The organism is Xanthomonas sp. LF06-19, from assembly GCF_034105425.1.
GTDB lineage: Bacteria > Pseudomonadota > Gammaproteobacteria > Xanthomonadales > Xanthomonadaceae > Xanthomonas_A > Xanthomonas_A sontii.
In genome coordinates this window covers 250,711-268,281 of sequence record NZ_JAXGGH010000007.1, presented here as the reverse complement: position 1 = coordinate 268,281, position 17,571 = coordinate 250,711, and the positions used below count along the sequence as shown (strand labels likewise).

The window sequence follows — 17,571 nt, the reverse complement described above, 5'->3', positions numbered from 1 at the left end:
TCTGACAACACCGGGACGGACTCAACCCTCCAGCCGCGGGAATCCATGGTCGTCGCGGCGTTCCGTGCTGTCCGGCGCCGGCGCGATCGGGGTCACCGGCGCGACCGGCTCGGGCAGCGGCTGCGCGATGTCGCCGCGCTGCACGCGTAGCGCATTGGCGTAGCAGCGCTGCGCCGCGAGCATGTCGCCGGCGTCGGCATAGCCGTCACCGAACACCTCCCAAGCCTCGGCACCGGCACCCAGCGCCAGCGCGCGGTGCAGGAATTCCTCCGCCTGCGGCCACTGCTGCTGGCGGCTGGCCAGACGCGCCAGGGTCAGCAGCAGCGCCGGGCTGTCCGGATGCGCCTGCAGCCAGCGCTGCGCGCTGGCGCGGCGCGAATCGTACTTCTCCACCGGCAGGCGCCCGTACAGCGCGGCCAGGCCTTCGTCCCAGCGCGTGTCCAGCGCCTGCTCCAGGCTGCGCAGCGCCGCATCGTCCCAGCGCAGGGCGGCCGCGCGCACCGCGTAGGCGGCGACCACCGCCGGCTCGCTGCGCAGCGATTTGGGCAGGCTCTCCCAGCGCTCGGCCAGGGCATTGGCATCGGCGGCCTGGTCCAGCGAGGCCGCGGCCAGGCGCGTTTCCAGCGTGGCGATCGCCTCCAGCGGCAGCGCCTGCTGCTGGCGGATCGCGCCGAGCTGGCCGTAGGCCTCGCCGGCACGACCGATGCGGGTCAGTGCCTCGGTGCGCAGCAACAGCCCGCGCGGCGGCAGCGGCTGCGCCGCGGCCACGTCCAGCGCATTGATCGCATCGACCGGGCGCTGCTGCTCCAGATGCAGTTCGGCCAGCAGCAGTGCATGCGCGGCGGGATCGCGTTCGGCCAGGCGCCGCAGGTGGCGCTCGGTCGCCTCGCGGTCGCCGCGCGCATCGGCCGCGCGCACCGCGGCGATCAGGGCGATGGCGCTCACCTCGGGGTCTTCGGCGGCGGCGTTGAGCTGCTTCTCGGCCCGCGTCCACTGGCCGGCGTGGGCGGCGGCCAGGCCGTCGAGCAGGCGCGCGCGCGACTGCTTGCGGCGGCGCCGGCCCCAGGCGCGGAACGGGAAACTGAGCACGTTCCACACCAGCCACAGCGCCAGGAACGCGATCACCAGCAGCAGCGAGGCCTGCGGCAGCGAGGCGATGTAGTCGGTGCCGCCGACGCGCACGATCACCTCGCCGAGCTGGCGCACCTGGTCCTGCCCCAGCCATTGCGCACCGATCACGCCCAGCGCGATGACGATCAACAGCACGATCAGGGAACGGAGGGATTTCATGACGGGCTCCTTGCGTCGCGCATCGCGCGCAACTGTTGCAGGGTGGTTCCGAGTTCGGGAATGGTCGGGCGCAGATCGGCATTGGCCAGGGTGCGCAGCGCGGCGCGGCGTTCGCGCAGTTGCGGCGACTCCGGCCACAGCCGCGACAGCCAGCGCCCGGCGCCGGCCAGGGCGCTGCGATAGCCACGCGTGTCGCCGCGTTCCAGCGCTGCGCGCGCCAGGGTCAGGTCGAGCTGCAGCGCGTCGTGGGCGGCCACGCGCTCCGAGCCGGCGGCCAGCACGCCGCCCTGCGAGGGGCGGATCTTCACCAGCGGCGCCAGCAGGCGCTGCCACAGCGGCTGCTGCGCGCTCTCCGGCAATTGCGTCGGCAGCTTGTCCAGGCTGGCGGCGAAGGCATCCAGCTGCGCCGCCAGGCGTGCCTGCGGCCCGTCGCCCAGCGCGTCCAGCGCGGTACGTTCCTGCAGCAGCGCCTGGCGCAGGTTGAGGAATTGCGGATCGTCGATGCCGTCCAGCACACCGCTGGCCAGCGCGTAGGCACGCCGCGCGCCGGCCGCATCGCCGGCCAGCAGCAGGCGCTGCTGGCCCTGGTTGAGCAGCAGTTCGACCTCGTCCAGGCGCAGCGCCTGCGCGCCGTGACGGTTGGAATCGGCGAGCTTGGCGACATTGGCCTCCAGCAGCGCGCTGCGCTGGCTCAGGCCGAGCATTTCGTCGCGCAGCACGCGGTTGGTGCTGGCCGCGTCCTGCAGCCGCTGCGCGGTGGCGCGCTGGTCGCGGCGCAGGCTGTCCTGGGCCTGCTGCAAGGCCTGCAGTTGCTGCTGCAGGTCCGACTGCTGGGCCAGTTCGCGCGCGCTGCGCGCCTGCCACCAGTCCCAGCCACGCCAGCCGGCGAACGCCAGCGCGGCCAGCGTGGCGAGCACCAGCAGCAACCAGATCCAGCGTGTGGAACGGCGAGGCGTGATCGGGATTTCGTCGGTCATCGGCAGCGTCCTGGGGGCCGTCGCCCGTCGCGAGCAAGGCGGCGGTCGGCGCGGCACCGCCGGAGCATGGCGTGAGCGGCACTGCGGCCGCAACCCGGGCGGCGGTCCGCGTTCAGCGAGGTGGCGAGCGCGTTACGATCGCGGCCGCTGCGGCGACCAACTGCTGCGGCATCGGTCCGGCCGCCTGGGCGACGTCGACGAACCCCAGGTCCGCGGCCAGGGTCGCCAGGCGCGCGCTGGCCGCGACCACCGGCCGCGCGCGCCAGGCCCGGGCCAACTCCTCCGGCAACTGCGCCAGCAGCTGTTGCAGCGCCTCGCCGCTGCTCAGCGCCAGCACACCGGGCGGCGCCGCACGCAGGCGGGCCAGGTCGGCCGCGCGCAGTCGTACCGGTTCGCGCACGTACACGTCCGCGCGCATCAGCGGGGTGCCGCGCGCCTGCAGGTGTGCGGCGATCAGGCCGCGGCCGCCGGGAGCGGTGATCAGTCCCACCGGCAGGTCGTGCGCGGACATTTCCGGCAGCGCCAGCAGGCCGTCGCTGTCCATTCGCGTCGGCGTCGCCACCTCGGCGATGCCGTGCTGGCGCAAGGCGCGCGCCGTGCCCGCGCCCACCGCCAGCCAGCACTGGCCGGGGCGTGCGGTCAGCGGCTGCAGCGCCGCGGCCGCGCGCACCGCCGCCGGGCTGCTGACGATGACCCGCGGCGCAGCCAGCGCCGCGGCCAGGGCCGCGCGGGTGGCGGGATCGGCGCGCGGCCGCAGCCGCCACGGCGACACCGCCAGCACCCGTGCGCCGCAGCGCGCCGCGGCCCGCCGCAGCGGCGCGTGCTCGCCCTGCGGGCGCAGCGAGATCAGGGTCCAGGCCGGGGCGGCGGTTGCATGCGCGCTCATGCCAGGCATTATGCGAGCCCCCACCGGCAGCACAATCGCACCATGGCAGCGGATCTTTCCTTCGAGGCGTTCCTGCAGCAGTTGCAACGGCAGTTCCAGGCCATGCCGCCGGTGGCGGCGCTGCAGGTCGCCGTGCACGAGTATGCCGAGCAGCGCCTGCAGCTGGTCGCACCACTGGCGGCCAACATTAACGACAAGGGCAACGCCTTCGGCGGCAGCCTGGGCTCGGTGATGACCCTGGCGGGCTGGGGGCTGGTCAACTGCGAGCTGCACCGCGCCGGCCTGCAGGCCGACGTCTATGTCGCCGACAGCCAGGTGCGCTACCTGTCGCCGCTGTACGCCGATCTGCATGCCCAGGCCAATGCCGATGCGGAGGGCGACTGGGCCGTGTTCGTGAATACCTTCCGCCAGCGCGGCCGCGCCCGCATCGGCATCCAGGCCCAGGTCGGCGCGCCCGGCGCGGCCGCGGCGGCGACCCTGAGCGGTCGCTTCGTGGCCCTCGCCAAGGGGTAGGATGCGCGGATCGTGCGCCCCGCGCGCCGCCACCTGGACGCCGCCATGCCCTCGATGTTCCGCGCGCTCGCGCTGCTGTTGCTGCTGGGCTGGACCGGCGCGGCCGTGGCCGGCAGCCGCGCGCAACAGCGCAAGCTCGACGATCTGCAGACCGCCTACGCCGCGGCGGTGCGCTGGAGCGAGTTCGAGACCGCCTGGCAGGTGGTCGACCCGGCCTACCGCCAGGCGCATCCGCTGACCGACCTGCAACTGGAGCGCTACCGGCAGATCCAGGTCTCCTCCTACAAGGTCGGCGGCGGCGCGGTCGGCGACGGCGAGGCCCTGCGCGAGATCGAACTGGGCGTGATCAACCGCAATACCCAGGCCGAGCGCATCGTCCGCTACCGCGAGCGTTGGCGCTGGGACCCCGAGGCCAAGACCTGGTGGCTGCAGGACGGCCTGCCGGACCTGTGGAACGGCCAGTAGCGCGGTCGCCGAGCTGTGCGACAATCGGCGCCCGCTTCCAGCCCCCGAGTCCCGTGAACTTCGAAGAACTGCTGGCCTTCGCCGGCCGCAACCCGATGCTGGCCCTGGCCCTGGTAGGCCTGACCATCGCCCTGATCGTCACCGAAGTGGCGCGCCTGTTCCGTGGCTACAAGAGCCTGCGGCCGGCGGAGCTGACCCGCCTGATCAACGCCGGCAATGCGGTGGTGGTCGACCTGTCGGCCTCGGCCGATTTCGAGAAGGGGCACATCGCCGGCAGCCGCAACGCCACCGCCAGCCAGTTCGGCCCCGAGCACAAGCTGGTGGCCAACGCCAAGGCGCAGCCGGTCGTGCTGGTCTGCCGCACCGGCACCACCGCCGACGGCGCCGCCAAGCAGTTGAAGAAGGCCGGCTTCGAGCAGGTCTACGTGCTCGAGGGCGGCATCGCCGCCTGGCAGCAGGCCGAGCTGCCGCTGGTCAAGGGCCGCTGAGACACCGCGTCCGGTCCGACCTCGAGGGTCGCGGCTGGCGTGTGATAATCCCGTTTCTTTCTGTTACCGAATCCACCGGAGTCAAGCAATGTCCGACCTCACCAACAACGGCGCCGCGGCGCCGGCCGACGCCGCGGCCGGTCCCGCTTTCACCATCGAGAAGATCTACGTCAAGGACGTGTCCTTCGAGTCCCCCAACGCGCCGTCGGTGTTCAACGACAACGCGCAGCCGGAACTGCAGCTCAACCTCAACCAGCGCGTGCAGCAGCTGAACGAGCAGGCCTTCGAAGTCGTGCTGGCCGTGACCCTGACCTGCACCGCCGGCGGCAAGACCGCCTACGTGGCCGAAGTGCAGCAGGCCGGCGTGTTCGGCCTGGTCGGCCTGGACCCGCAGGCGGTGGACGTGCTGCTCGGCACCCAGTGCCCGAGCATCCTGTTCCCGTACGTGCGCTCGCTGGTCAGCGACCTGATCCAGGCCGGCGGCTTCCCGCCGTTCTTCCTGCAGCCGATCAACTTCGAGGCCCTGTACGCCGAGACCCTGCGCCAGCGCGCGCAGCAGGGCGAGGGCCAGTCGCTGGCCGATTCGGAGCCGGCCGGCAACGCCTGAGCGCGTTCGCCGTTGCGCATGCGCGATAACGCCAAGAAGAAGATCGCCGTCCTCGGCGCCGGCTCCTGGGGCACGGCGCTGGCGTCGCTGACCGCACGGCACGGGTACCCGACCGTGCTGTGGGGCCGCGATGCCGTGGTCGCCGAGGCCATCGGGCAGCGCCACGAAAACCCGCGCTACCTGCCGGGGATCGCGTTGCCGGAGGGCCTGCAGGCCACCACCGACCTGGCGGCGGCCATCGATGGCGCCGACTGGATCCTGGTGGTGGTGCCGTCGCATGCGTTCACCGAAACCCTGCGCCAGCTCGCGCCGCTGCGCCCGGCGCAGGCCGGCGTGGCCTGGGCGACCAAGGGCTTCGAGCCCGGGTCCGGGCGTTTCCTGCACGAAGTGGCGCAGGAGATCCTCGGCGAGGAGGTCCCGCTGGCGGTGGTCACCGGCCCGTCCTTCGCCAAGGAAGTGGCCCTGGACCTGCCGACCGCGGTGACCGTGCACGGCGATGCCGCGTTCGCGCAGCAGGTCGCCGATGCGATGCACGGCCCGACCTTCCGCGCCTATACCGGCGACGACATGGTCGGCGCCGAGCTGGGCGGGGCGATGAAGAACGTGCTGGCGGTGGCCACCGGTGTGGCCGACGGCATGGAACTGGGCCTCAACGCCCGTGCCGGCCTGATCACCCGCGGCCTCAACGAGATGCTGCGGCTGGCCGCGGCGATCGGCGCCAAGCCGGAAACCCTGATGGGGCTGGCCGGACTCGGCGACCTGGTGCTCACCTGTACCGGCGACCTCTCGCGCAACCGTCGGCTGGGCCTGGCGCTGGGCCGTGGGCAACCGCTGCAGGAGGCGGTGCGCGCGATCGGTCAGGTGGTCGAGTCGGTGCAGACCGCCGACGAGGTGATGCGCCAGGCCGAGCGCCACGGCATCGATCTGCCGATCTCCAACGCGGTGCGCGCGGTCCTGCATGGCGAGCTGACCCCGGCGGTCGGCCTGCAGCAGTTGCTGGCGCGCGAACAGAAGCCCGAGTACCCGACCACCTTGTTCAGTTGATCCGGCTACCGCCGGACACGAAAGCGCCCGGCCTGGCCGGGCGTTTGCGTGTCTGCACATCCGTGGGTCAGCGATGCGCCGGATCGTCAGGCAAAAAAAAGCCCGGTCGTGGAACCGGGCTTTCCGAACCGCGCGCGGCGGGAGAGAGACGACGCGCGCGGCGCTAGGCAACGCTTACCAGCTGAAGCGCGGGCCGACGAACCATTCCTTGTCGCCGTGGCGGTCCATCTTCAGGTCGGCGCTCAGGCCCCAGTTCTGGTTCAGCTTGGCCTGGGCGCCCAGACGGCCGTAGAAGGTGCCTTCCGGATTGACGCCGTCCTTCTTCAGGTAGTCCTCGTAACCACCCAGAGCATAGACTTCCAGGTACGGGTTGAACGCGGTGCGGATACCCGCTTCGGCGCTCCAGCCGTTGAACTTGGTGCCGTATTCCGGGGCGAAACGGTTGTAGGCCACGCGGGTCACCAGGTCGGTGCTGGTCGCGATCTCGTGGTTGTAGCCGGCGCCGACGCGCCACTGGTCGACGCGTGCGTCGGCAAAGTCGGTCTTCTGGCGGTTGAAGTCGCCGAACACGCTGAAGTTCGGGTGGAACGCGTAGGAACCCTTGACCGCCCAGCCGTCGGCATCGCCGCCGCTGGCGTCGGTCTTGACGTAGCCGGCTTCGGCATAGTTGTAGGAAAGGCCTTCGGCGGCCGAAGCGGCGAACGGCAGGGTGGCCAGGAGGCCGAGAGCAAGCAGAGAGGTCTTCATAATCGGGGTACCTTCGTTATTGGTTTGTCGGCGCTGAGGCGTGGGGCCGTTCGCTGCCGATATGTAAATTATCCGTTAGCGACCCGAACTCGCCCTGAATCCCAAACCGACCAGTCCATAAATTAAACGCCCCGTTCAGGCGCTCGCGATGCATTGTTGTGATGCGCGCCGTTGCATTCCAGGCAACAGGGAATTTCAGGACTGTCGGCGCAGGTGGCGACGCCCACCGCGTGCGAGCGGCACGCTACAGCGTGGCAAGCGTCTCGATCGCCGCGCGCACGCGCTGCTTGTCCATGGGCACGACCGAGCGGTGGATGGTCGCGCCTTCGATGAAGGCATCGATGGCGGCGGATGCGGCGACGGAGAACTGCGTTTCGAGGGCGGCCCGGCTCCTGGCCATCCACTGCTGCATGATCGCGGTCATCTCCGGATGCCGGCGGGCGAACGCATACAGTTCGTAGCTCAGCAGCAGCACCCGCGGGGACGCCGTCCCCTCGGCGAAGATGATGTTCACCACCGCCTCGCAGGCCTGGTCGCGGTTCTGCGCGGTGCGGATTTCGGCGGCGAAGTCGGCGGACACCTCCTGGGAAAATCGGGTGAACGCGGCGACCAGCAGGTCGTGCATCGAGCCGAAATAGTAGGTGGTGGCGCTGAGCGGAACGCCGGCTTCCTCGGCGACCTTGCGGAAGGTGGTGCCGGTGACGCCGTGATCCAGGATCACCCGCAGCGCGGCCTGCTCGATCGCTTCCTTCCGGTGCGGATCCTGGCGCCAGGTCCTGCCGCTCATGCCTGTCCAACGCTGTCTCGACGAAGCCGATGATCGCAGGTCGCGGTTGACGCCTCAATTGGTACAGATGTACAAATTCGCCGATGAGGTCGACGAAGGCCATCGCCGCGATGGCGCCTCCGAAACAGCGACGTGAGGAGCAGTGCGATGGCGAATTCCGGGGAGCAGGACGTGGATATCGGTCGTCGGGCGACCCTGGGTGGGCTCGCCGCCGGCAGCGTCGTGCTGGCGAGCGGTGCGTGCGCGGGGGCAACTTCCGGCTGGGAGGCGGGCACCTGGCTCAACGCGCCCAAGGTCCATCGGATCCTGCCGGGCGGCGTGCTCGAGGTCGTCACCGACAAGGGCGGCGATTTCTGGCGCGAAACCCATTACGGGTTCACCCGCGACAGCGGGCATTTCCTCGGCATCGCCGCGCCTGCGCGCTTCACCTGCCAATTGCGCGTGCGCGGCAAGTTCGAACAGCTCTACGATCAGGCCGGCCTCATGGTGCGGGTCGACGAGCGCCGCTGGGTCAAGGCCGGCATCGAACTGAGCGATGGGCGGCCGATGCTCAGCAGCGTATTGACCGACGGCCGTTCGGACTGGGCCACCGGCCCGTACGAAGCGGACGCGTCGGATTTCTGGATGCGCGCCACCGTGGACAAGGGCGTGCTGCGCCTGCAGGTCTCGCGCGACGGGAAATCCTGGCCGCTGGTGCGGTTGTGCCCATTCCCGGTCGCCTCCTCCTATCTCGTCGGCCCGATGACGTGCACACCGGAACGGGAAGGATTGATGGTCCGCTTCTCCGACTGGAGCCTGGGGCCGGTGCTGGGCAAGGACCTGCACGATCTGTCCTGACGCCTGCAGTGCCGTGGCGCGTGCCGCGTCAGCGATGCAGCGATAGAACACTGGATGGCGCGTTGCCAGGCGACGCGCGACGTACGCTCAGTCGGCGCCGGGAAAGCCCAGTTGCCGCCACGCCTCGAACACCACCACCGCGACCGCGTTGGACAGGTTGAGGCTGCGGTTGTGCGGCTGCATCGGCAGGCGCAGGCGCTGCGCGTCGGGCACTTGCTCCAGCACCGTGTCCGGCAGGCCGCGGGTTTCCGGGCCGAACAGGAAGGCGTCGCCGTCGGCGAAGGCGGGCGTGTCGTAGCGGGTGCTGCTGCGGGTGCTGAGGGCGAACAGGCGGCGCGGGGCGATGGCCTGCAGGGCCGCATCCAGCGATGCATGGACCTGCAATCGTGCGTACTCGTGGTAATCCAGGCCGGCGCGCTTGAGCTGACGGTCGCCGAGGTCGAAGCCCAGCGGCTCGATCAGGTGCAGTTGCGCGCCGGTGTTGGCGCAGAGACGGATGACGTTGCCCGTGTTGGGCGGAATTTCGGGCTGGTACAGCAGAACGTGCAGCGTTGGGGTGGCGATCATCGGCGCAGTGTACGCGCCGACGCGGAGGCCTTGGTGCCGATTCAGCGCACCAGGCCGACCGCCAGGTCCTGGCCCAGCTTCTGCAGGCTCGGCTGCAGCTGCAGCATCGCGGTGTCCAGCGTCTCGCCGACCACGTCGCCGATCGCCAGCATGCTGCCCATGTCCGCATCCGGACGCACCTGCACGGTGGCCAGGGTCACCACGTGCTGGCTGGCGGCCTGCTCCTGGTTGCGCTCGGCGAGCTGCTCGGCCGAGGGCCGCACCTGCACCGCCGCCAGGGTGGCGATGCGACTGGACAGTTCGGCGTCGCGCTGGGCGATCTGCTCGGCCGAGGGGCGCACCTGCACCGCCGCCAGGGTGGCGATGCCGCTGGTCTGCTCGACGTTGCGCTGGGCGATCTGGTCGGCCGACGGGCGCACCTGCACGGTCTCCAGGGTGGTGATCTGCGCGGCGGCGAAGGACGGCGCGGCGAACAGGGCGGCGATGGCGGCGGTCAGGAGCAGGGTGGTGGTCTTCATGGCGGGCCTCGTTGGTGTTGTTGATCAGTGGTGTGGTAGTAAAGTAGTACACCTAATCAGGGGTTGCAAGAACTTTTTTGCGCCCGGTTGTTTTATTAAGCTTTCATTCACTTAATGCCGGTGGCTCTTGCGCTTGAGGATGTGTAAGCAGACCGCGTGCCAATTCCAAGTTTCTGTTTTTGAATGAGAATTTTCCTTGGCGATGTGTCCGCGGGCGGACACCCGGGCGCTCGCGTACGCCGGACGCGGACACCGCGGCGCCGTCCGCGGCGGCAGCCGACCCGCTGATGGGTCGGAGGTGACGCCGTTGAAGGAGGACGTCAGCGACAACGGCGGAATGCGCGTCGTGCAGTACGCCCGGTACGATCGGCGTTCACCGGCTGTTTCACTCGCCCCAAGGAAGAAGGAATCCGCATGACCGTCTCGACCCGCCCGCGTGGCGCCCTGTTGGCCGTTGCCCTGTCCGTCGCGCTCGGCGCATTGAGCTACGCGCCGCCTTCGACGGCGGCCAGGCCTGCTGCCGCCGCGTCGGTGGATATCGCCTACGAGCAATTCACCCTGCCCAATGGGTTGCGGGTGGTGGTGCACACCGATCGCAAGGCGCCGATCGTGGCGGTCAATCTCTGGTACCACGTCGGCGCCAAGGACGAGCCGGCCGGGCGCACCGGGTTCGCGCATCTGTTCGAGCACCTGATGTTCCAGGGCAGCGAGAACCACCACGGCGAGTTCTTCGAGCCGTTCAAGCAGGTCGGCGTCACCGACCAGAACGGCACCACCAACAGCGACCGCACCAATTACTTCGAGAACGTGCCGACCACCGCGCTGGACATGGCGCTGTGGATGGAGTCGGACCGCATGGGACACCTGCTCGGCGCCATCGATCAGGCGGCGCTGGACGAGCAGCGCGGGGTGGTGCAGAACGAGAAGCGCCAGGGCGAAAACCAGCCTTACGGGCAGGCCTGGAGCCGGCTGAGTCGCGCGCTGTACCCGGCCGGCCACCCGTACCACCACACCGTCATAGGCTCGATGAACGACCTCAACGCGGCGTCGCTGGCCGACGTGAAGCAGTGGTTCCGCACCTGGTACGGCCCCAACAACGCGGTGCTGGTGCTGGCCGGCGACATCGACGTGGCCACGGCCAAGGAGAAGGTGACGCGCTACTTCGGCGACATCCCGGCCGGCCCGAGCATGGCCCAGCCCAAGGTCGACGTGGCCCAGCGCAGCCAGTCCACCCGCGAGACCATGACCGACAAGGTGCCGCAGACGCGGATCTATCGCGTCTGGAACGTGGCGCAGACCGGCACCGAGGACGTCGACCGCCTGCAACTGCTGGCGCAGGTGCTGGGCGGCGCCACCTCCTCGCGGCTGGACCGGCGCCTGGTCCACCAGGACAAGCTGGTGGATATGGTCAGCGCCTCGGTCTGGCCGTCGCAGCTCGGCTCCGGCTTCGGCATCATCGCCATGGTCAAGCAGGGCGTGGACCCGGCCAGGGTCGAGGCGGCGATCGACGAGGAACTGCGCCGGCTGCTGGACAAGGGGCCGGACAAGGCCGAACTGGCGCGCGCCAAGACCGCCTTCCGCGCCGGCTTCATCCGTGGCGTCGAGCGTATCGGCGGCTTCGGCGGCAAGGCCGACGTGCTGGCCGAGTGCGCGGTGTACACCGGCGACCCCGGCTGCTTCCGTACCTCGCTGGCGACCATCGCCGAGACCCGCCCGCGCGATCTCACCGCCGTCGGCCGCAAGTGGCTGGGCAAGGGCGACTACACCCTGCTGGTGCAGCCGGGCGAACGCGTGGCGCAGGCCGAGGAGCCGACGGTGCAACCGGCGCCGCTGAATCCGCCGCCGGTCGATCCCAAGTACCGCACCCTGCCCAGCGTGGTCGACCGCAGCGCCGGCCCGCCCAAGACCACCCAGTTTCCGAAACTGACGTTCCCGACGCTGCAGCGCGCGACGCTGAAGAACGGCACCACGGTGATCCTGGCCGAACGCCACGAGGTACCGGTGGTGCAGTTCAGCTACGAGTTCCAGGGCGGCTACAGCGCCGACCAGGGGCGCAAGCCGGGGACGGCCAACTTCACCATGGGCATGCTCGACGATGGCGCCGGCGAGCGCGATGCGCTGGCGTTCGCCGATGCGGCCGAGGCATTGGGGGCGTCGCTGGCGGCCGGCGCTGCGCTGGACGGCAGCAATGCCTACCTGTCGGCGCTGAAGGAGAACCTGGCGCCGTCGCTGGCGCTGTACGCGGACATGCTGCGGCGGCCGCGCTTCGCGCCGAACGAGATCGAACGGGTCCGCGCCAGCTGGATCGCCAGCATCCGCCAGGAGAAGGCGCAGCCCAACGGCGTGGCGATGCGGGTGCTGCCGCCGCTGCTGTACGGCGTCGGCCATCCCTACGCGATGCCGTTCAGCGGCATCGGCACCGAGGCGGCGATCGCGGCCCTGCAGCGCGAGGATCTGGTCGACTTCCACCGCGACTGGGTGCGCCCGGAGCACGCCACCCTGATCGTGGTCGGCGACACCACCCTGGCCGAGATCGTGCCGCTGCTGGACGCGCAGTTCGGCGACTGGAAGGGTGAAGGGACGGCGCCGTCGGTGCCGGTCCCGGCCCGCGTGGCGCGGCCGGCCAAGCCACGCGTGTACCTGATCGACCAGCCCGGCGCGGTGCAGGCAAACCTGTTCGCCTCGGAACTGGTGCCGCCGACCACCGATCCGGCGGCGGTCCGCTTCGACATCGCCAATGGCGTGATCGGCGGCGACTTCACCTCGCGCCTGAACATGAACCTGCGCGAGAACAAGCATTGGTCCTACGGCGCGCGCAGCGGCGCGGCCAGCGCCCTTGGCCAGCGGCCCTGGACCGCGTCGGCCCCGGTGCAGATCGACAAGACCGCCCCGGCGCTGCAGGAGATGTACAAGGAGATCAGCGCCTTCGCGAGCGGCAAGGCGCCGCCGACGGCGGAGGAGGTGGCGCGCATCCGCAACATCCAGACCCTGAGCCTGCCGGGCGCCTATGAGACGGCCAGCGCGGTGATGGGCGCGATCGGCGGCATCGTCCGCTATGGCCGCCCCGACGACTACGTGTTCAAGCGCAAGGCCGAGATCGAGGCGATGACCCCGGCGCAGGTGCGCGAGGCGGCGTCGATGCTCGACCCGAACACCTTGACCTGGGTGGTGGTGGGCGACCTCAAGCAGATCGAGGCGCCGGTGCGCGCGCTGAAGCTGGGCGAGGTCACCGTGATCGATGCCGACGGGGTGCCGCAGGGCGCGGCGGCGGCCCCGGCGCCGCGCTGAGTGCGGCAGGTGCGCGTCGGCGAGGGCCGGCGCGCGCCGCCTGCCGGCGCCGGCGGGCCGACGGTGTCATGGCCGATTCAGCGTTTTGCGGCACAATCCGGATTCACCTGCCAACGGGCCCGTCCATGCGTCTACCGATCGCCTTCGTCCTGCTCGCCACGCTCGCCGGCTGCACCTGGGTGCCGATGGCGCCGGAAGGCAAAGGGGTGCGAGTCCTGCCGCCAGGTCAGGCCGCCAGCGGCTGCGAGAAGCGCGGCGAGGTGGTGGTGTCGGTGAAGAGCAGCGTCGGCTTCTACCAGCGCAACCCGCTGCGGGTGCGCGAGGAGCTGGAGACCCTGGCCCGCAACGAGGCGCCCGGCGTGGGCGCCAACACCGTGCAGGCGATGGGCGACCCGGTCGACGGCGACCAGCGCTTCACCGCCTACCAATGCAGCGGCCGCTGAACCGCTCAGACCATACGCTTTCCGGGGATTTGTTAAAGATGCGGTAAAACGGTGTAACCGCTAGAATTGGCGCCCCCTCGCCTGACCCTGGCGTACACCTCGATGCTCTTCACCAACGTCTCGATCGCGGGACTGGCGCATATCGACGCGCCGCACACGCTGACCTCCAAGCAGATCAACGCGCGCCTGCAGCCTACCTTGGACCGGCTGCGGATCCGTGCCGACGTGCTCGGCGACATCGCCGGCGTCCACGCGCGGCGCATGTGGGACCAGGACCTGCAGGCGTCCGACGTGGCGACGCTGGCGGCGCGCAAGGCGATGGGCGATGCGGGCATCGAGGCTGGGCAGGTCGGGCTGCTGGTCAACACGTCGGTGAGTCGCGATTACCTGGAGCCGTCCACCGCCAGCATCGTCGCCGGCAATCTGGGCGTGAGCGAGCAGTGCATGACCTTCGACGTCGCCAACGCCTGCCTGGCCTTCATCAACGGCATGGACATCGCGGCGCGCATGATCGAGCGTGGCGATATCGACTATGCGATGGTGGTCGATGGCGAGACCGCCAACCTGGTGTACGAGAAGACCCTGGAGCGGATGGCCTCGCAGGACCTGACCGCCGACGCCTTCCGCGACGAAATGGCGACCCTGACCCTGGGGTGCGGTGCCGTGGCGATGGTGATGGCGCGTACCGACCTGGCACCGGATGCGCCGCGCTACCGCGGCGGCGTGACCCGCTCGGCCACGCAGTGGAACACCCTGTGCCGGGGCAACATGGACCGCATGGTCACCGACACCCGCATGCTGCTGATCGAAGGCCTCAAGCTGGGCCAGAAGACCTTCGCCGCCGCGCGGCAGGCGCTGGGGTGGGCGGTGGACGAACTGGACCAGTTCGTCATCCACCAGGTCAGCCTTCCGCACACCAAGGCCTTCATGAAGAGCTTCGGGATCGACCAGAAGAAGGTCATGACCATCTTCGGCGAATACGGCAACATCGGCCCGGCCAGCGTGCCGATCGTGCTGAGCAAGCTGCGCGAGCTGGGCCGCCTGAAGAAGGGCGACCGGATCGCGTTGATGGGCATCGGCTCGGGCTTGAACTGCTCGATGGCCGAGGTGGTCTGGTAAGCGAGGCATGCACTGCGGTGCACGCTGTTGCAAACATGCATAATTTCCTTCTGAAATTATGCATGTCCATGCAGAAATGCATCTAAACTCCGCTTTTCTTTGCATGTGGCGGCCTCGATGCCCCTCTCTGCCTTACAGCAGCTGGATCCGGCCCGCTTCGACACCACGGCGATCCTGAAGCGACTCACGGTCGCCAGCCGCAGTCTGGCGGAACTGAAAGGTGTCGCCGCCAGCATCCCGAATCAGAACATCCTGATCAATACGCTGACCCTGCAGGAAGCACGGGACAGTTCGGCGATCGAAAACATCGTCACCACCCAGGATGACCTGTATCGCGAAGACGATCCGGCCGATGCGACCGGCACCGCGATCAAGGAAGTGCTGCGTTATCGGCAGGCACTGCGTGCGGGATTCGAGCAGGTGCGGACATCGGGGTTGCTGACCCTCAACACGGTCGTCGACATCCAAGAGCAGCTCGAATGCAATCGTGCAGGTTTCCGCAAACTGCCTGGGACGGCATTGCGTGACGGGCTGGGGCGCGTGGTCTACGAACCACCGCAAGGCGCTGACGATGTCGTCCGCCTCATGGGCGAACTGGAGCGCTTCATTCACGACGCACCGCCATTCACGGCAGATCCGCTGGTGAAGATGGCGCTGATCCATCACCAGTTCGAAAGTATCCATCCGTTCTACGACGGCAATGGCCGCACCGGGCGCATCCTCAACGTGCTGTACCTGGTCAAGGAGCGCCTGCTCGATATTCCGGTGCTGTACCTCAGCCGGCACATCGTCCGGACCAAGCCCGAGTATTACCGGCTGTTGCAGGCGGTGCGCGAAGACGATGCCTGGGAAGACTGGGTGCTGTACATGCTCGATGCCGTCGCCATCACCGCGGCCGAAACTGTCGCCACCATCGTCGCGATCAAGGCGTTGTTGCAGGAGACCAAACAGCGCGTGCGCGAGACCTACCGTTTCTACAGTCAGGACCTGATCAACAACCTGTTCAACCATCCGTACACGCGGGTGGAGTTCGTGCAACGCGATCTGAGCGTCTCGCGTCTGACCGCCACCAAGTATCTCGATCTCCTTGCGCAGGACGGAGTACTGGAGAAGCGCCGGGTCGGCCGCAACAACTACTATGTGAATCTCCCTCTGTTCGAGTTGCTCGGGCGCGGCGCCGAGACAACGGCCTCCACCTGAAACGTCACGGCGCTTTCGCCATCGGTGCAGCGTCGCGAGCGATGCAACATTCCACTGTCTCCATCCGAGAAGCGCCCCGCATGAACTACCCCGGCTATCCCTTCACCCCGCAGCGCTTCCAGGTCCGCCCGGGGCTGCACATGTCCTATCTCGACGAAGGCCCGCGCGACGGCGAGGTGGTGGTGATGCTGCACGGAAATCCGTCGTGGAGCTATCTGTGGCGCACGCTGGTGAGCGGGCTGTCGGACCGCTACCGCTGCATCGTGCCCGACCACATCGGCATGGGCCTGTCGGACAAGCCGGACGATGCGCCGGGCGCGCGGCCGGGCTACGAGTACACCCTGCAGTCGCGCGTGGACGACCTGGATGCGTTGCTGCGGCATCTGCGCATCGACGGGCCGGTGACGCTGGCGGTGCACGACTGGGGCGGCATGATCGGTTTCGGCTGGGCGCTGTCGCACCATGCGCAGGTGCGGCGCCTGGTCATCACCAATACCGCGGCGTTCCCGCTGCCGGCGGCCAAGCCGATGCCGTGGCAGATCGCGATGGGCCGGCACTGGCGCCCGGGCGAGTGGTTCATCCGCACGTTCAATGCATTCTCTTCGGGCGCGTCGTGGCTGGGCGTGTCGCGGCGCATGCCCGCCGATGTGCGCCGCGCCTACGTGGCGCCGTACGACAATTGGGCCAACCGCATTTCCACGATCCGTTTCATGCAGGACATTCCGCTGTCGCCGGCCGACAAGGCCTGGTCGCTGCTGGCGCGGGCCGAGCAGGCATTGCCGTCGTTCGCCGATCGCCCGGCCTTCATCGGCTGGGGCCTGCGCGACATCTGCTTCGACCATCATTTCCTGGAAGGCTTCCGCCGCGCGTTACCGCAGGCCGAGGTGATGGCCTTCGAGGATGCCAACCACTACGTGCTGGAAGACAAGCACGAGGTGCTGGTGCCGGCGATCCGCCGGTTTCTGGACGCACATCCGCTGTCCTGAGCACGCACGCCGGCCAGATCCGGCGTCTTCCTGCGGCGCGCCGTATCGGCGCACTGCACATGCAGGAAGGGGGATTGCCGCCGGTTGCGCCGTGATGCCGCCGCCGGCGTTGCGCCGTGGATCGTCTACACGGGCGCGCGCAAACTGCTACCGATTGCCGTGATGCAACATTGTTGGCTGGGTACAGTCCCCGCTGACGTGCGCGTCGCGCGGAAGCGGACGCTGCACGCAATCGGACAGGAGACAGAGAGTGAAAGCGATGGCGATGGCGATGCTGTTGACGGCGATGAGCGTGCCTGGTGCGCATGCGGAAGACCTGACCACGTCCGCGGACGGCAAGACGCTGACGGTCGGATTCGGCCAGCCCACCTGGAAGCAGGTGCTGCACTACCGTAAGCTGTACGACAAGAAGCCGTTCCCCGATGCGGAGATTTACTACTACAGCAACGGCATGTACAAGATCATCTCGCAGGGCGAGAACCACTATGGCGTGTACGTGCTGCAGGGCAGCTTCGAGGACCAGACCTACACGATCCGCTTCATCTCGCTGCCGTCGGAGGACTGGGGCAACAAGACCGCCTTCCACCAGCTGACCTTCATCCGTGGCGAGGACAGGAACGTCTTCATCCAGAACGCGATCGTCGACACCGGCGAGGCCATCGCCCAGCAGAACGGCACCTACACCCTGGAAAAGAACACCGTGACCAATCCGGTGCCGACGGCGTGGAAGCACCGCTGAGCCGATGCGGCGCGCGTCCGCCGCTCTTCGGGTACCGCCAGGATGGGCGTTTGCAGGAGTTTGCGTAGGC

19 protein-coding genes are annotated in these 17,571 nt (G+C 69.0%); 12 read left to right on the top strand and 7 right to left on the bottom strand.

Annotation, left to right across the window (positions count from 1 at the left end):
- Positions 1–21 precede the first annotated feature (21 nt).
- The 3 genes from SLW55_RS15465 to SLW55_RS15455 form a co-directional block, all read right to left on the bottom strand.
- Positions 22–1,290 (bottom strand): heme biosynthesis HemY N-terminal domain-containing protein, encoded by a 1,269-nt coding sequence (locus tag SLW55_RS15465; RefSeq protein WP_017908649.1) that lies wholly within the window; start codon positions 1,288–1,290, stop codon positions 22–24.
- Positions 1,287–2,267, bottom strand: a complete 981-nt coding sequence (locus SLW55_RS15460; protein ID WP_017908650.1) for a uroporphyrinogen-III C-methyltransferase — start codon at positions 2,265–2,267, stop codon at positions 1,287–1,289. Before SLW55_RS15460 ends, SLW55_RS15465 begins: the two co-directional genes overlap by 4 nt.
- Before the next feature lie 112 nt (positions 2,268–2,379).
- Positions 2,380–3,162 (bottom strand): uroporphyrinogen-III synthase, encoded by a 783-nt coding sequence (locus tag SLW55_RS15455; RefSeq protein WP_295965809.1) that lies wholly within the window; start codon positions 3,160–3,162, stop codon positions 2,380–2,382.
- A 33-nt stretch (positions 3,163–3,195) separates the two neighbouring features.
- Here SLW55_RS15455 and SLW55_RS15450 point away from each other — a divergent pair, with 33 nt between their 5' ends.
- The 5 genes from SLW55_RS15450 to SLW55_RS15430 all read left to right on the top strand — a co-directional run bounded on the left by SLW55_RS15450 (position 3,196) and on the right by SLW55_RS15430 (position 6,270).
- The gene (locus SLW55_RS15450) at positions 3,196–3,666 is read left to right on the top strand and encodes a YiiD C-terminal domain-containing protein (RefSeq protein WP_267100679.1); all 471 of its coding nucleotides are present in this window, start codon (positions 3,196–3,198) and stop codon (positions 3,664–3,666) included.
- Between the two features lie 45 nt (positions 3,667–3,711).
- Complete coding sequence (locus tag SLW55_RS15445) at positions 3,712–4,131, top strand: hypothetical protein (RefSeq protein WP_026144149.1); 420 nt, start codon at positions 3,712–3,714, stop codon at positions 4,129–4,131.
- 53 nt (positions 4,132–4,184) lie between these two features.
- A complete protein-coding gene (locus tag SLW55_RS15440) occupies positions 4,185–4,619 on the top strand; it encodes a rhodanese-like domain-containing protein (protein ID WP_017907746.1) in 435 nt (144 codons plus the stop codon).
- Positions 4,620–4,707: 88 nt separating this feature from the next.
- Positions 4,708–5,226, top strand: coding sequence for a protein-export chaperone SecB (secB, locus tag SLW55_RS15435; protein ID WP_017907745.1), 519 nt, complete (start codon positions 4,708–4,710; stop codon positions 5,224–5,226).
- Positions 5,227–5,244: 18 nt separating this feature from the next.
- Positions 5,245–6,270 carry an NAD(P)H-dependent glycerol-3-phosphate dehydrogenase gene (locus SLW55_RS15430; RefSeq protein ID WP_148829788.1) on the top strand — a complete coding sequence of 342 codons (1,026 nt, stop codon included), beginning with the start codon at positions 5,245–5,247 and terminating at the stop codon, positions 6,268–6,270.
- Positions 6,271–6,444: 174 nt separating this feature from the next.
- Here the strand turns inward: SLW55_RS15430 and SLW55_RS15425 are convergent, their stop codons facing one another.
- The gene (locus SLW55_RS15425; RefSeq protein ID WP_017907743.1) at positions 6,445–7,017 is read right to left on the bottom strand and encodes an Ax21 family protein; all 573 of its coding nucleotides are present in this window, start codon (positions 7,015–7,017) and stop codon (positions 6,445–6,447) included.
- 244 nt (positions 7,018–7,261) lie between these two features.
- Positions 7,262–7,804, bottom strand: a complete 543-nt coding sequence (locus SLW55_RS15420) for a TetR family transcriptional regulator (RefSeq protein ID WP_295965805.1) — start codon at positions 7,802–7,804, stop codon at positions 7,262–7,264.
- 147 nt (positions 7,805–7,951) lie between these two features.
- On the opposite strand from SLW55_RS15420, the gene SLW55_RS15415 reads away from it, so the two are divergent.
- Entirely contained in the window at positions 7,952–8,641 is a 690-nt protein-coding gene (locus SLW55_RS15415; RefSeq protein ID WP_152237151.1) for a DUF1349 domain-containing protein, read from the top strand.
- Between the two features lie 87 nt (positions 8,642–8,728).
- Here SLW55_RS15415 and SLW55_RS15410 read toward each other — a convergent pair whose 3' ends face one another.
- On the bottom strand, positions 8,729–9,208 hold the full coding sequence (locus tag SLW55_RS15410; protein WP_017907740.1) for a tRNA (cytidine(34)-2'-O)-methyltransferase: 480 nt from the start codon (positions 9,206–9,208) through the stop codon (positions 8,729–8,731).
- 41 nt (positions 9,209–9,249) lie between these two features.
- Positions 9,250–9,726 (bottom strand): hypothetical protein, encoded by a 477-nt coding sequence (locus SLW55_RS15405; RefSeq protein ID WP_043094087.1) that lies wholly within the window; start codon positions 9,724–9,726, stop codon positions 9,250–9,252.
- Positions 9,727–10,140: 414 nt separating this feature from the next.
- Here SLW55_RS15405 and SLW55_RS15400 point away from each other — a divergent pair, with 414 nt between their 5' ends.
- The 6 genes from SLW55_RS15400 to SLW55_RS15375 all read left to right on the top strand — a co-directional run bounded on the left by SLW55_RS15400 (position 10,141) and on the right by SLW55_RS15375 (position 17,501).
- Positions 10,141–13,014, top strand: a complete 2,874-nt coding sequence (locus SLW55_RS15400; protein WP_153751650.1) for a pitrilysin family protein — start codon at positions 10,141–10,143, stop codon at positions 13,012–13,014.
- 125 nt (positions 13,015–13,139) lie between these two features.
- Complete coding sequence (locus tag SLW55_RS15395) at positions 13,140–13,457, top strand: DUF4156 domain-containing protein (protein WP_152237149.1); 318 nt, start codon at positions 13,140–13,142, stop codon at positions 13,455–13,457.
- Between the two features lie 102 nt (positions 13,458–13,559).
- A complete protein-coding gene (locus SLW55_RS15390) occupies positions 13,560–14,576 on the top strand; it encodes a 3-oxoacyl-ACP synthase III (RefSeq protein ID WP_017907736.1) in 1,017 nt (338 codons plus the stop codon).
- Positions 14,577–14,693: 117 nt separating this feature from the next.
- Positions 14,694–15,776 carry a Fic family protein gene (locus SLW55_RS15385; protein WP_267100683.1) on the top strand — a complete coding sequence of 361 codons (1,083 nt, stop codon included), beginning with the start codon at positions 14,694–14,696 and terminating at the stop codon, positions 15,774–15,776.
- Positions 15,777–15,856: 80 nt separating this feature from the next.
- On the top strand, positions 15,857–16,762 hold the full coding sequence (locus tag SLW55_RS15380) for an alpha/beta fold hydrolase (RefSeq protein ID WP_267082547.1): 906 nt from the start codon (positions 15,857–15,859) through the stop codon (positions 16,760–16,762).
- Positions 16,763–17,021: 259 nt separating this feature from the next.
- Positions 17,022–17,501, top strand: a complete 480-nt coding sequence (locus SLW55_RS15375; protein WP_017911453.1) for a hypothetical protein — start codon at positions 17,022–17,024, stop codon at positions 17,499–17,501.
- The last annotated feature ends 70 nt before the right edge of the window (positions 17,502–17,571 follow it).

Excerpts from the sequence above, each read along its gene's own strand:
- SLW55_RS15390 (WP_017907736.1), top strand. The coding sequence starts at position 13,560 with ATGCTCTTCACCAACGTCTCGATCGCGGGACTGGCGCATATCGACGCG.
- SLW55_RS15460 (WP_017908650.1), bottom strand. The coding sequence starts at position 2,267 with ATGACCGACGAAATCCCGATCACGCCTCGCCGTTCCACACGCTGGATC.
- SLW55_RS15430 (WP_148829788.1), top strand. The coding sequence starts at position 5,245 with ATGCGCGATAACGCCAAGAAGAAGATCGCCGTCCTCGGCGCCGGCTCC.
- SLW55_RS15415 (WP_152237151.1), top strand. The coding sequence starts at position 7,952 with ATGGCGAATTCCGGGGAGCAGGACGTGGATATCGGTCGTCGGGCGACC.
- SLW55_RS15420 (WP_295965805.1), bottom strand. The coding sequence starts at position 7,804 with ATGAGCGGCAGGACCTGGCGCCAGGATCCGCACCGGAAGGAAGCGATC.
- SLW55_RS15405 (WP_043094087.1), bottom strand. The coding sequence starts at position 9,726 with ATGAAGACCACCACCCTGCTCCTGACCGCCGCCATCGCCGCCCTGTTC.
- SLW55_RS15400 (WP_153751650.1), top strand. The coding sequence starts at position 10,141 with ATGACCGTCTCGACCCGCCCGCGTGGCGCCCTGTTGGCCGTTGCCCTG.
- SLW55_RS15465 (WP_017908649.1), bottom strand. The coding sequence starts at position 1,290 with ATGAAATCCCTCCGTTCCCTGATCGTGCTGTTGATCGTCATCGCGCTG.
- SLW55_RS15380 (WP_267082547.1), top strand. The coding sequence starts at position 15,857 with ATGAACTACCCCGGCTATCCCTTCACCCCGCAGCGCTTCCAGGTCCGC.
- SLW55_RS15425 (WP_017907743.1), bottom strand. The coding sequence starts at position 7,017 with ATGAAGACCTCTCTGCTTGCTCTCGGCCTCCTGGCCACCCTGCCGTTC.
- secB (WP_017907745.1), top strand. The coding sequence starts at position 4,708 with ATGTCCGACCTCACCAACAACGGCGCCGCGGCGCCGGCCGACGCCGCG.
- SLW55_RS15395 (WP_152237149.1), top strand. The coding sequence starts at position 13,140 with ATGCGTCTACCGATCGCCTTCGTCCTGCTCGCCACGCTCGCCGGCTGC.
- SLW55_RS15450 (WP_267100679.1), top strand. The coding sequence starts at position 3,196 with ATGGCAGCGGATCTTTCCTTCGAGGCGTTCCTGCAGCAGTTGCAACGG.
- SLW55_RS15375 (WP_017911453.1), top strand. The coding sequence starts at position 17,022 with ATGGCGATGGCGATGCTGTTGACGGCGATGAGCGTGCCTGGTGCGCAT.
- SLW55_RS15385 (WP_267100683.1), top strand. The coding sequence starts at position 14,694 with ATGCCCCTCTCTGCCTTACAGCAGCTGGATCCGGCCCGCTTCGACACC.
- SLW55_RS15455 (WP_295965809.1), bottom strand. The coding sequence starts at position 3,162 with ATGCCTGGCATGAGCGCGCATGCAACCGCCGCCCCGGCCTGGACCCTG.
- SLW55_RS15445 (WP_026144149.1), top strand. The coding sequence starts at position 3,712 with ATGCCCTCGATGTTCCGCGCGCTCGCGCTGCTGTTGCTGCTGGGCTGG.
- SLW55_RS15410 (WP_017907740.1), bottom strand. The coding sequence starts at position 9,208 with ATGATCGCCACCCCAACGCTGCACGTTCTGCTGTACCAGCCCGAAATT.